A 12,121-nucleotide genomic window follows, 5' to 3' on the forward strand; every position below is an offset into this window, starting at 1 on the left:
CACGCCGCTACGCCATGGTCAATTGACGTCCGCTGTACGGTCGCTGCCCGTGGACACCGGCCCCGAGCCCGGCCCCGGTACCGACCCTGAGCCCGCCCCGGCCGCGGCCTCCTCGCCCGGCTCCGTGGCCCGCGCCTCGGGGGCTCCGCCCCGTACCGCGTCCGCCGCCGCGTACAGCTCAGCCGGCCGCACCCCGGCGAAGGCCGCCGCCAGATGGCCGTCCGGGCGGACGAGCAGCACCGCGTGCGCCGGAGCGCCCGGATACGCCTCGGTGACCAGGAGTTCGGCGGGCGCGGGCAGCGCGTCGACCGCCTCGGCGAGCCGGGGCATCACCCCCGCGCTCACCCAGTGCCGCCGGTCCCACACCCCGGTGCCCGGCGCGACGAGCAGCACCAGCTGGCGCCCCTGACCGAGCCGGTCCCTGAGCCGTACGGTCGTGCCGTCCGGCGCCGTCACCCGGACGTCGTCGACCGGGGCGCCGTCCGGCGTGGCCACCGGGATCCGGCCCTCGGTGGGCTCGGGCGCCAGCGGCGAGTGCGGATGGGCGGGCGGCGCGCCCAGCGGCCCGCGCCCCAGATGACCGTCGGTGAGCAGCGCCTCATGGCCGCCGCCGCGCAGATAGGAGCGCAGCCCGCCACCGCCGCGGAGCACCGGCAGCGACTGGTCGGCGGCCCGCAGCCGGGACGCGACGGCGGACCGGCGCTCGCTCTGGTAGCTGTCCAGGAGGGTGGCGGAGGTGTCCCGGTGGTGCCAGCTGTGGGCGAGCTTCCAGGCCAGATTGTCGACGTCCCGCAGCCCCTCGTCGAGCCCCTGGGTGCCGACCGCGCCCAGCAGATGGGCCGCGTCCCCGGCGAGGAACATCCGGTCGACCCGCCAGCGCCGGGCCAGCCGGTGGTGCACGGTGTGCACCCCGGTGTCGATCAGGTCGTACGGCGGGGTGGCGCCGTCGCACCAGCCCGCGAGCGTGTCGCGGATCTTGGCCACCAGCGCGTCGGGCGTGACGAGTTCACCGCGCGGCGGCAGCAGCCAGTCGATCCGCCACACCCCGTCGGGCAGCGGCCGGGCCGAGATCTCGTCGCCGCCGCTGCGCCACGGCGGCTGACGGTGCAACAGGGCCTCGCCCGCCCAGGGGAGTTCGGTGCGCAGCGCGGCGACCGCGTGCCGTTCCACCGCGGTGCGCCCGGGGAAGCGGACGCCGAGCAGCTTGCGCACGGTCGACCGGGCGCCGTCGCAGCCGACCAGGTGGCTGCCCCGCCACCAGGTGCCGTCGGGGCCCCGGGTGTGGGCGCTGACGCCGTGCTCGTCCTGCTCGACGGTGTCGACCCGGGCGTCGGTGACCAGGGTGATCAGTTCCTGGCGGGCGATCGCGTCGCGCAGTCCGCGGGCCAGCGCGTGCTGGGGCACGTGCAGCGGGGCGGCCGGCCCGGCGGCCTCGCCGCCCGTACGCTCCGTGCCGTCGTCGGCCCTGCCGAGGGCCCGCCGCCCGCCAGAACCGCCGCCGGTGCCGCCGATGTCGTCGGAGCCGCCGATGTCGTCGGAGCCGCCAGAACCGCCGATGTCGTCGGAGCCGTCGGTCAAGGTACCGAGGCCGAGGTCGAGGGGGACGTGCCGGAGCTGCTGGCGGCGGCGCATCGAGCGCCAGCCGACCCACTGCACTCCCTCGTCACGCAGGGTCGCGCAGCCGAGCCGGTCCAGCATCGCGGCCATGTCGGCGCGCAGCACGACCGTGCGCGCGGGGCGCGGCTCCTCCTTGCCCGGCGTCTCGTCGAGGACGACGCTGGGCACGTCCTGCGCGGCCAGGGCGAGGGAGAGCGCGAGGCCCACCGGCCCCGCGCCCACGATGATCACCGGGTCCACGGCGCCGCTCCTGAAGGCCGTACGGTCATGCGGGAAGCACAGCGGAGTGTGGCGCGGGCCCGGAGCTTGATCACAGAACGTATGCAACCCACTGAGGGTGCGCGCGTCAAGCGACGGGGGCAGCGGCGCCGCCACTGCCCCCGGATGATGTCACATACCGTCAGTTCCGGCCGGTATCACGGCCACCGGCACCACCACGGGTGTCACGGGCAGCCGTGGTCACCGGCCCCGCCGGCACCCCCGCCTCGCTCAGATCTTCGCGAGCTCGGCGGCCGGCGCCGCGCCGCCCGCGTCGGCGTCGCTCTTGGTGCTGGTCCTCGCCCGGCGTCCGCGCTTCTCGATCCAGGTGGCGAGCGCCGAGAGCAGCAGACAGAGCGCGATGTAGATGACACCGAAGACGACGATCACCGACACGTACGGGTACTGCCCGTTCACCAGCGTGTTGGAGGCGATCAGGCGGGCCGAGTACAGCAGCTCGGGGTAGAGGATGACGAAGCCGAGCGAGGTGTCCTTCAGGGTCACCACCAGCTGGCTGATGATCGTCGGCAGCATCGCGCGGACCGCCTGCGGCAGCAGGACGCTGACCATGACCTGGGTCTTGGTCATGCCGAGCGCGTACGCCGCCTCGCGCTGGCCGCGCGGGACCGCGTTGACCCCGGCGCGCAGCACCTCGGCCTGGACACAGCCGTTGTAGACGGACAGACCGAGGGCGAGCGCCCACATCGAGTAGTCGGTGAGGAAGCCGATCCAGACCGCGAAGATCGTGATGAGCAGCGGGATGGAGCGGAAGACCTCGATGAAGGCGGTGGCGAACCAGCGGACGGGCCGGCGGTCCGAGAGCCGGGCGACGGCGAGCAGCACACCGAGGATCAGCGAGCCGACGGCGGCGAGGCCGAACGCCTTGAGGGTGGAGACGAGGGCGTCGGCGATGTTCTGCCGGATGCCCGAGTAGTTGAAGATGTCCCACATCGCCCCGTCGAGGTGGCCCTTGTCGGCCAGTCGCATCAGGCTGATCACGACCAGGGCGGCGATGGCGAGGCTGCCGACGACGGCGTAGATCCGGTTGCGGACCTTGGCCTTGGGGCCGGGGGCGTCGAAGAGAACGCTGGCGCTCATCGGGCGACCTCCATGTTGCGCTCGAGGAGACGGAAGAGTCCGCTGATGGCGAAGGTGATGACGAGGTAGGCGGCGGCGACCCAGATGAAGATCGGGATGATCGCGTAGCCCTGCTCGCTCATCAGCGTCTGCCAGCCGAAGAGTTCGGTGACACTGAAGGCGCCCGCGATGGCCGAGTTCTTCGTCAGCGCGATGAAGATCGAGCTCAGCGGCGGCAGCACGGTCCTGGTCGCCTGCGGCAGCACGATCATCCGCAGCGTCTGCGAGAAGGTCAGACCGAGCGAGCGGGCGGCCTCGGCCTGGCCCAGCGGCACGGTGCTGATGCCGGAGCGGACGGCCTCGCAGACGAACGAGGACGTGTAGAAGCCGAGCGCGAGCGAGGCGAGCACGAAGGGGCTCATGCCGGGGAAGAGGATCTCCGGCACGACGAAGAAGAAGACCAGGAAGAGCAGGGTCAGCGGGGTGTTGCGCAGCAGCGTCACCCAGGCGGTGCCGAAGACGCGCAGCGGGGGGACGGGGGAGACCCGGAAACCGGCGACGACGATGCCGAGCACCAGAGCGATGACCGAGCTCACGGCGGTGATCTCGACGGTTCCTATGAAACCGTTGCGGAACTCCGCGAAATGGTCGAGCAGTACGTTCATGAGGACTCCGCGTCGGCAGGGTCGGCAGGTTTACGGGCAAGGGGCGGGGCGCCCCGTGCGGCACGGGGCGCTCACGCGCCGGGCCGAGCGGGCGGCGGGCGGCCCCGAGGTGATCCTCGGCGGGACCGCCCGCAGCCCGGCTCGGCTCACCGGTCGGCCCGGGGGCGACCGGCGGCGGTCGGTCAGTAGCGGACGAGCGCCGGCGGCTCGACGTAGGCCGAGCCGGAGAGGCCGAGGGTGGCCTCGTAGATCTTCTTGTAGGTGCCGTCCTTCTCGTGCGCCTCCAGGGAGGCGTTCACCTTCTCGCGCAGGACCTTGTCGTCCTTGTTCATGCCGATGCCGTACGGCTCCTTGGTGAACGGCTTGCCGACGACCCTGAGCTTGCCGGAGTTGGCGGCGGCGTAGCCCTTGAGGATCGAGTCGTCGGTGGTGACGGCGTCGACCTGCTTGGTGAGCAGCTGCTGCACGCAGTCGGAGTACTTGCCGAGCTCGACGGTCTCCGCGCCGTACTGCGGCTTCTTGATCTCCTGGAGCGGCGTGGAGCCGGTGATCGAGCAGACCTTCTTGCCCTTGACCGTCTCGGGGCCGGTGATCGAGGTGTCGTCCTTGCGGACCAGGAGGTCGGCACCGGCCTGGTAGTACGGACCGGCGAAGCCGACCTGCGCCTTGCGCTTGTCGTTGATCGTGTAGGTGCCGACGTAGTAGTCGACCTGGCCGGTGGCGATGGCGGTCTCGCGGAGCTTGGAGTCGACCGTCTTCCACTCGATCTGGTCCTCGGAGAAGCCCAGGTCGGCGGCGATCATCTTGGCGATCTCGATGTCGAAGCCGGAGCGCTTCTTCGTGGCCTGGTCCTCGAAGCCGAGGTAGGGCTGGTCGGCCTTGGAACCGATGATCAGCTTGCCGCGCTCCTTGGCCTTCTTGAAGGTCGCGGAGTCGAGGGTCACACCGCTCGCGACGGTGTAGCTGGGCAGCTTGGGGGCGCTGGCGTCGCCGGGCTTGGTGGCGGGCTTGTCACCGGCCGAGCCCTCCTTGCCGCCGCAGGCGGTCGCGGTCAGAGCGAGAACGGCGACGGCCACGGCCGCGGTCTTGCGGAGCTTCATCGTGAACATCCCTCAGGTCGTGGGTAGGTGAGCGTCATCGATCGTTCTCGATCGGCGGTCGCTGACGGCGGTACGGCGGTACGGAGCCGATGGCTCGGTGCTCGGTGCTCGGTGCTCGGTTCCGGGAAGGCTCAGTGGTGCAGGATCTTCGAGAGGAAGTCCTTGGCCCGGTCGCTGCGCGGGTTGCTGAAGAACTCGTCGGGCGCGGCCTGTTCCACGATCTTCCCGTCGGCCATGAAGACCACGCGGTTGGCGGCGGAGCGGGCGAAACCCATCTCGTGGGTGACGACGACCATGGTCATGCCCTCACGGGCCAGCTGCTGCATGACGTCGAGGACCTCGTTGATCATCTCCGGGTCGAGCGCCGAGGTCGGCTCGTCGAAGAGGATCACCTTGGGGTCCATGGCGAGGGCCCGGGCGATGGCGACGCGCTGCTGCTGGCCGCCGGAGAGCTGCGCCGGGTACTTGTCGGCCTGGGTGCCGACGCCGACCCGGTCGAGCAGGGCGCGCGCCTTGGTCTCGGCGGCCTTCTTCTCGGTCCTGCGGACCTTGATCTGACCCATCATCACGTTCTCGAGCACCGTCTTGTGCGCGAAGAGGTTGAACGACTGGAAGACCATGCCGACGTCGGAGCGGAGCCTGGCCAGCTCCCTGCCCTCCTGCGGCAGCGGCTTGCCGTCGATGGTGATGCTGCCGGAGTCGATCGTCTCCAGCCGGTTGATGGTGCGGCACAGCGTGGACTTGCCGGACCCGGAAGGCCCGATGACCACCACGACCTCGCCGCGATGGATCGTCAGGTCGATGTCCTGCAGCACATGCAGCGCGCCGAAGTGCTTGTTCACGTCGGACAGCACGACCAGGTCGTCCGTGGCCGGCACGGCGTCCTCCGCACCCTTGGTCACTGACACTCCGCTCATCGGCTTCTCGCTCCGTCCTGCTCGGTTGGGGAGGACACTAGAGACCGGCCATGATGACCGTCATCACATCTGAGCGAAGTTTGAGCATAACGATCCGGTCGCTCCCGGACACTCTGTGTGAACACCGCGGTCCGGGCCGTACCGGGTGCATAACGGAAACGGCGGAGCGACCGGGGCGCACTTGACCGCGGCGGCGGTCATCGGCGTTCATGCCCTGGTAGAGCCTGGTACACAATGCGACGGCCCGGTTCATCCACCACGGGCCCCGGGACCCCGGATCCAGGACAGGAGGAGACGCCATGAGACTGCTGCTCGTCGAGGACGACGACCACGTCGCCGCCGCGCTCTCCGCGATCCTCGCCCGGCACGGCTTCCAGGTCACCCACGCCCGCAACGGCGAGGAGGCGCTGCAGGCCGTGCTGCCCGCCGCGCACGGCGAGCGTCCCTCGTACGGGGTGATCCTGCTCGACCTCGGGCTGCCCGACCAGGACGGCTACCAGGTCTGCGGCCGGATCAGGAAGCTCACCAGCACCCCGGTGATCATGGTGACCGCGCGGGCCGACGTACGGTCCCGGATCCACGGCCTCAACCTCGGCGCCGACGACTACGTCGTCAAGCCCTACGACACCGGCGAACTCCTCGCCCGCATCCACGCCGTCAGCCGCCGCACCGTCGTGGGCGACGAGCAGACCGGCACCGCCGAGGACAGCACCCTGCGGCTCGGCACCGTCACCATCGAACTCCCCACCCGGCGGGTCAGCGTCGACGGCGAGGCCGTCCCGCTCACCCGCAAGGAGTTCGACCTGCTCGCGCTGCTCGCCCAGCGCCCCGGCGTCGTCTTCCGGCGCGAACAGATCATCAGCGAGGTGTGGCAGACCAACTGGGAGGGCACCGGCCGCACCCTGGAGGTGCATGTCGCCTCGCTGCGCTCCAAGCTGCGCCTGCCCGCCCTGATCGAGACCGTGCGGGGCGTCGGCTACCGCCTGGTCGCCCCCGCCGCCTGACCGCGGATCCCGCAGACCGGACGACCGTACGTGCGCACCCGACTCCTCCCGCTCCTCATCGTCCTCATGGCCGGTGTGCTGCTCGCGCTCGGCTTCCCGCTGGCCGCCAGCACCGCCGCCGCCGAGCAGCAGCGGGTGGTCGTCGACCGGCTCGACGACGCCGCCCGGTTCGCGGCGCTCGCCCAGTTCGTCAGCGAGAGCCGGTTCGGGCCCGACGAACGCCGCGCCACGCTCGGCGGCGAACTCACCAGCTACCACGAGGTGTACGGCATCCGGGCCGGCATCTTCTACCGCGACAACCGGTCCATGGCCGCCGCCCCCGACGACTGGGTCGTACCGTACGAGGGGGAGGGCAGGCGCGCGTTCAACGAGGCGCTGCTCGGGCGGCGCAGCCACGACCCGCCGCAGGTGTGGCCCTGGCAGCGGGACGCCCGGCTCACCATCGCATCGCCGGTGGTCCGCGACGGTGACGTGGTCGCCGTCGTCGTCACCGACTCACCCACCGGGATGCTCCGCTCCCGGATCCTGCGCGACTGGCTGCTGATGTTCGCCGGAGAGGCCGCCGCGATGCTGCTCGCGGTCGGCGCCGCGTTCCGCCTCACCGGCTGGGTGCTGCGCCCGGTCCGGGTGCTCGACGCCGTCACCCACGACATCGCCACCGGCCGGATGACCTCCCGGGTCGCCGCCGCCGGCGGGCCGCCCGAACTGCGTCGGCTGGCCCGCTCGTTCAACGAGATGGCCGACCACGTCGAGGACGTCCTCGACCAGCAGCGGGCGTTCGTCGCCGACGCCTCCCACCAGCTGCGCAACCCGCTCGCGGCGCTGCTGCTGCGGATCGAGCTGCTGGCCCTCGAACTCCCCGAGGGCAACGCGGAGATCGCCTCCGTACGCACCGAGGGCAAGCGGCTCGCGCAGGTCCTCGACGACCTGCTCGATCTGGCGCTCGCCGAACACACCGCCGCCGACCTGCGGCTCACCGACCTCGGCGCGCTGACCGCCGAGCGGCTCGCGTCCTGGCGGCCGGTCGCCGACGACAAGGGCGTCAACCTCACCGGCGACACCGCCGCGCTGACCGCCTGGGCGGACCCGGTGACACTGTCCAGCGCGCTCGACGCGGTGATCGACAACGCCCTGAAGTTCACCCCGGCCGGGCAGGACGTCGAGGTCGCCGTCCGGCTCGCGGCGGGCGGCGGCACCGTCGACATCGAGGTCGCCGACCACGGCCCCGGCCTCACCGACGAGGAGCTGGAACGGGTCGGCGACCGCTTCTGGCGCTCCAACCGCCACCAGAACATCAAGGGCTCGGGCCTCGGCCTGTCCATCTCACGGGTGCTGCTCGAAGCGGGCGGCGCCTCGATCGGGTACGCGCGCAACGCGCCGCACGGTCTGCGCGTGACGGTACGGGTGCCCCGCGACGACCCGCGCACGGCGTCGCGCGGCCAGGGCGAGGCTCCCTAGGGGCACGTCAGGGGCCGTGCCTCTCGGATCAGGGCCTCAGAGATTCAGGGTTTCAGGGCTTCACCGAGCGGTAATAGCGCCGGGCGCCCTCGTGCAGCGGCAGCGGGTCGGTGTAGATCGCGGTGCGCAGGTCCACCAGCTGCGCCGGGTGCACCTGGCCGCCGATCCGGTCCCGGCTGCCGATCACCGTACGGGTGAACCCCTCGACCAGGGCGGGATCGGCGTCGTCCGTCGTCACCAGGATGTTCGCGACCGCCAGGGTGTCCACCGGATTGCCGTTCTGGGCCAGGCTGTACGCGTCGCCCGGGATGGTCGCCGAGCGGTAGTGCCGGGTCGACTCGCCCACGTCGTGGAGGCTGCTGGTCAGGGCGCTGTCCAGCGGCACCAGCCGGATCTCCAGCCGCTCGGACAGCGACTGCACGCCCGCCGTGGGCAGCCCGCCGGACCAGAAGAACGCGTCCAGCTTCCGCTGCTCCAGGAGCCCCGGCATGGTGTCGATCCCGGCCGACACCGGCTTGATGTCGACGTCCGGGGTGAGCCCGGCCGCGGCGAGCACCCGGTCCGCGATCAGCCGCACCCCGGACCCCGGCTGACCGACCCCGACCCGCAGCCCGCGCAGATCGGCCACCGTCCCGACCCGCGAGCCCTTGGGCACGACCAGCTGGACGTAGTCGTCGTACAGCCGGGCGCAGCCGCGCAGCTTCTCGAAGCCGGGCTTGCGGTCGCGCTGGTACTGGGCCACCGCGTCCGCCGTCGCCACGGTGAAGTCGGCCTCGCCCGAGGCGAGCCGGGCCAGGTTCTGCTGCGAGCCCTCGCTGTTCTTCAGCGTTATCGACACCTCGGGCAGATCGTTGCCGAGAGCCTGCCGGAGGAGCTCCCCGTACCGCTGGTAGACGCCGGTGGGGACGCCGGTGCTGAACGTGACATGACCGCTCGGGGCCTTGTCACCGATCGGAACCAGCCACCAGACGAGCAGCGCCGCGAGCGCCGTCAGAGCCGCCGAGACCTGGAGGATGCGGCGGCGGACGGAACGTTTCGATGCGGCGGGCATGACGAGATCCTGCCAGCTCGCTCCCGGTCCTGGCCAGGACGGGCCGGGGCAGGGGGAGCGGTACAGGCTTGTCCGGCGGGCCGGTGCCGGGTCAGGGTTGGCCCGGTCAGGGACCCGTACCGACCCGCACGGCCCCGTACCCGACCCGTACCGACTCGTACCGACCCACCCGAGGGGCACTGCCGCCGATGCCGCCACGCCACAGCCTCACCACCGCCACCACCAGCACCGACACCACCAGCACCACCGCCACCACCACCGTCGCCGTCCTCGCCGACGACCTCACCAGCGCCGCCGACGGCGCCGCGCCCTTCCGCCGGGCCGGTCATCGCGCCCTGGTCCGGTTCGCCGCGCCGGTGGCGGGGGAAGCGGGACGGTCCGACGACGGGCCCGACGACGGGGTCACCGCCGTGGACCTCGGCACCCGGGTCGTCGACGAGCGCACGGCCGAGGCCCGCACCCGCGCGGCGGCCCGGGCGTACGCGGGCGCGGGGCTGCTGGTCAAGACCGTCGACTCGACGCTGCGCGGCCATGTCGCCGCCGAGCTGCGCGCCGCGCTCGCCGGATCGGGGCGGCGGGTCGCGATCGTCGCCCCCGCGTTCCCCGCCGAGGGGCGCACCACGGTCGACGGCGTGCAGTACGTGCACGGGGTACGGGTCGACGAGAGCGCGTTCGCCCGGGACCCCGCGCACCCGGTAGGTACGGCCGACCTGGCCCTGCTCCTGCCGGGCGCCGTCCCGTTCGCCCCCGGCGACGACCCGGCGCGGCTCGCCGCCGGTGGGGTGTTCGTCGCCTCGGCCGTGACCGACGCCGACCTGGACGCCCTCGTGGCCGCCGTGCCCCGGCCCGGCGAGGTGCTGTGGGTCGGCTCCCCGGGCCTCGCCGACGCGCTGGCCCGCCGCCATCCCCGTACCCCCGGCGCGGCCCCGCGCCCCGCGCTCCCGGCCGCGCGCCGCCCGCTGGCCGTCGTCGGCAGCGCCCACCCGGCCAGCCGCCGCCAGCTCGCCGCCGTCCGCGCGGCCGGGGAGGACGACCGGGGGACGGTGCTGCACACGCCCGACGAGCGCACCGAGGACCCCGGCCCACTGCTTCGTCGACTTGTCGACGAGAGCTGCGCGGCGGTGCGCGAAGGACGGGCCGACGGGCTCGTCCTCACCGGCGGCGAGACGGCCGCCGCCGTGCTCGGCGCGCTCGGGGCCACCGGCATCGAGCTGTACGACGAACCCGAGCCGGGCATCGCCCGCGGCACCCTCCACACGGACCGGGGGGCGGCGCCGGGCATCCCCGTGCTCGTCAAGGCGGGCGGCTTCGGTGACGACGCCACCCTCGTCCGCCTCACTCGCCTCCTCCGACATCCGGGGCACCCCCGGACCCCCCTTACCCTTGAGGGATGAGCAGCAGCAGCGACCGGACCGGAGCAGTGGACGCAGTGGACGCAGTGGGCGGGACGCGCACCTACGAAGTGCGCACCTACGGGTGCCAGATGAACGTCCACGACTCCGAGCGGCTTTCCGGCCTCCTCGAGGACGCCGGTTACGTCCGGGCGCCCGAGGGCTCCGGCGGTGACGCCGACGTCGTGGTGTTCAACACCTGTGCCGTCCGCGAGAACGCCGACAACAAGCTGTACGGCAACCTCGGCCACCTCGCGCCGATGAAGGCCGCCCGGCCCGGCATGCAGATCGCCGTCGGCGGCTGCCTGGCCCAGAAGGACCGCGACACCATCGTGAAGCGGGCCCCCTGGGTCGACGTCGTCTTCGGCACCCACAACATCGGCAAGCTGCCGGTGCTCCTGGAGCGCGCCCGGGTGCAGGAGGAGGCGCAGGTCGAGATCGCGGAGTCGCTGGAGGCGTTCCCCTCCACGCTGCCGACCCGCCGCGAGTCCGCGTACGCCGCCTGGGTGTCGATCTCCGTCGGCTGCAACAACACCTGCACCTTCTGCATCGTGCCCGCGCTGCGCGGCAAGGAGGAGGACCGCCGTCCCGGCGACATCCTCGCCGAGATCGAGGCGCTGGTCGCGGAGGGCGTCTCCGAGATCACCCTGCTCGGCCAGAACGTCAACGCGTACGGCTCCGACCTCGGCGACCGCGAGGCGTTCAGCAAGCTGCTGCGCGCCTGCGGCGACATCGAGGGCCTGGAGCGGGTCCGTTTCACCTCGCCGCACCCGCGCGACTTCACCGACGACGTGATCGCCGCCATGGCCGAGACCCCGAACGTGATGCCGCAGCTGCACATGCCGCTGCAGTCCGGCTCGGACACCGTCCTGAAGGCGATGCGCCGCTCGTACCGGCAGGACCGCTTCCTCGGCATCATCGAGAAGGTGCGCGCCGCGATCCCGCACGCCGCGATCTCCACCGACATCATCGTGGGCTTCCCCGGCGAGACCGAGGAGGACTTCGAGCAGACCATGCACGTGGTCCGCGAGGCCCGCTTCGCCAGCGCCTTCACCTTCCAGTACTCCAAGCGCCCCGGGACCCCGGCGGCCACCATGGAGGGCCAGATCCCCAAGGCGGTCGTGCAGGCGCGGTACGAGCGCCTGGTCGCCCTCCAGGAGGAGATCTCCTGGGACGAGAACAAGAAGCAGGTCGGCCGCACCCTGGAGGTCATGGTCGCCGAGGGCGAGGGCCGCAAGGACGGCGAGACCCACCGGCTCTCCGGCCGCGCCCCCGACAACCGCCTCGTCCACTTCACCAAGCCGGACGTGGAGGTGCGCCCGGGCGATGTGGTGACCGTCGAGATCACCTACGCCGCCCCGCACCACCTGCTCGCCGAGGGCCCGACCACCGCCGTGCGCCGCACGCGCGCGGGTGACGCCTGGGAGAAGCGCACGGCGGCCCCCGCCGCCAAGCCGGCCGGGGTGCTCCTCGGTCTGCCGAAGATCGGCGTCCCGGCGCCGCTGCCGGTGGCCGACGCGCCCGCCTGCGGCAGCCACTGACCCGCACGCCCGGCGCCAGCCACTGACACCCGCGCGTGGGGC

General features: G+C 72.4%; 10 protein-coding genes. 4 read left to right on the forward strand and 6 right to left on the reverse strand.

Annotated elements, in window-relative coordinates:
* Positions 1-18 precede the first annotated feature (18 nt).
* The 5 genes from ACIPXM_RS06300 to ACIPXM_RS06320 all read right to left on the reverse strand — a co-directional run bounded on the left by ACIPXM_RS06300 (position 19) and on the right by ACIPXM_RS06320 (position 5,634).
* Positions 19-1,857, reverse strand: coding sequence for an FAD-dependent monooxygenase (locus ACIPXM_RS06300; protein WP_401652587.1), 1,839 nt, complete (start codon positions 1,855-1,857; stop codon positions 19-21).
* A gap of 249 nt (positions 1,858-2,106) precedes the next feature.
* Complete coding sequence (locus ACIPXM_RS06305; protein ID WP_401652589.1) at positions 2,107-2,973, reverse strand: amino acid ABC transporter permease; 867 nt, start codon at positions 2,971-2,973, stop codon at positions 2,107-2,109.
* A complete protein-coding gene (locus ACIPXM_RS06310) occupies positions 2,970-3,617 on the reverse strand; it encodes an amino acid ABC transporter permease (RefSeq protein ID WP_401652591.1) in 648 nt (215 codons plus the stop codon). The genes ACIPXM_RS06305 and ACIPXM_RS06310 overlap by 4 nt, the downstream gene beginning before the upstream one ends.
* 182 nt (positions 3,618-3,799) lie before the next feature.
* Positions 3,800-4,717: a glutamate ABC transporter substrate-binding protein gene (locus ACIPXM_RS06315; RefSeq protein WP_401652593.1), complete on the reverse strand. Its 918-nt coding sequence runs from the start codon at positions 4,715-4,717 to the stop codon at positions 3,800-3,802.
* Positions 4,718-4,848: 131 nt separating this feature from the next.
* Positions 4,849-5,634 carry an amino acid ABC transporter ATP-binding protein gene (locus ACIPXM_RS06320; protein ID WP_401652595.1) on the reverse strand — a complete coding sequence of 262 codons (786 nt, stop codon included), beginning with the start codon at positions 5,632-5,634 and terminating at the stop codon, positions 4,849-4,851.
* 299 nt (positions 5,635-5,933) lie between these two features.
* On the opposite strand from ACIPXM_RS06320, the gene ACIPXM_RS06325 reads away from it, so the two are divergent.
* Entirely contained in the window at positions 5,934-6,638 is a 705-nt protein-coding gene (locus ACIPXM_RS06325; protein ID WP_401652597.1) for a response regulator transcription factor, read from the forward strand.
* A 30-nt stretch (positions 6,639-6,668) separates the two neighbouring features.
* Positions 6,669-8,096, forward strand: coding sequence for an ATP-binding protein (locus ACIPXM_RS06330; protein WP_401652599.1), 1,428 nt, complete (start codon positions 6,669-6,671; stop codon positions 8,094-8,096).
* Between the two features lie 52 nt (positions 8,097-8,148).
* Here the strand turns inward: ACIPXM_RS06330 and ACIPXM_RS06335 are convergent, their stop codons facing one another.
* The gene (locus ACIPXM_RS06335) at positions 8,149-9,147 is read right to left on the reverse strand and encodes a TAXI family TRAP transporter solute-binding subunit (protein ID WP_401652601.1); all 999 of its coding nucleotides are present in this window, start codon (positions 9,145-9,147) and stop codon (positions 8,149-8,151) included.
* A 188-nt stretch (positions 9,148-9,335) separates the two neighbouring features.
* Between ACIPXM_RS06335 and ACIPXM_RS06340 the strand changes: the two genes are divergently transcribed.
* Together ACIPXM_RS06340 and miaB are read left to right on the forward strand one after the other, a co-directional pair.
* A complete protein-coding gene (locus ACIPXM_RS06340) occupies positions 9,336-10,541 on the forward strand; it encodes a four-carbon acid sugar kinase family protein (RefSeq protein ID WP_401652603.1) in 1,206 nt (401 codons plus the stop codon).
* Positions 10,538-12,079: a tRNA (N6-isopentenyl adenosine(37)-C2)-methylthiotransferase MiaB gene (miaB, locus tag ACIPXM_RS06345; protein ID WP_401652605.1), complete on the forward strand. Its 1,542-nt coding sequence runs from the start codon at positions 10,538-10,540 to the stop codon at positions 12,077-12,079. Before ACIPXM_RS06340 ends, miaB begins: the two co-directional genes overlap by 4 nt.
* Positions 12,080-12,121: the final 42 nt, after the last annotated feature.

Origin of the sequence: Streptomyces sp. NPDC090025, from assembly GCF_044748125.1 — a bacterium.
Taxonomy (GTDB): domain Bacteria; phylum Actinomycetota; class Actinomycetes; order Streptomycetales; family Streptomycetaceae; genus Streptomyces.

Coding starts and splice junctions, on each gene's coding strand:
- ACIPXM_RS06305 (WP_401652589.1), bottom strand. CDS start 2,973: ATGAGCGCCAGCGTTCTCTTCGACGCCCCCGGCCCCAAGGCCAAGGTC.
- ACIPXM_RS06325 (WP_401652597.1), top strand. CDS start 5,934: ATGAGACTGCTGCTCGTCGAGGACGACGACCACGTCGCCGCCGCGCTC.
- ACIPXM_RS06320 (WP_401652595.1), bottom strand. CDS start 5,634: ATGAGCGGAGTGTCAGTGACCAAGGGTGCGGAGGACGCCGTGCCGGCC.
- ACIPXM_RS06335 (WP_401652601.1), bottom strand. CDS start 9,147: ATGCCCGCCGCATCGAAACGTTCCGTCCGCCGCCGCATCCTCCAGGTC.
- ACIPXM_RS06315 (WP_401652593.1), bottom strand. CDS start 4,717: ATGAAGCTCCGCAAGACCGCGGCCGTGGCCGTCGCCGTTCTCGCTCTG.
- ACIPXM_RS06310 (WP_401652591.1), bottom strand. CDS start 3,617: ATGAACGTACTGCTCGACCATTTCGCGGAGTTCCGCAACGGTTTCATA.
- ACIPXM_RS06340 (WP_401652603.1), top strand. CDS start 9,336: ATGCCGCCACGCCACAGCCTCACCACCGCCACCACCAGCACCGACACC.
- miaB (WP_401652605.1), top strand. CDS start 10,538: ATGAGCAGCAGCAGCGACCGGACCGGAGCAGTGGACGCAGTGGACGCA.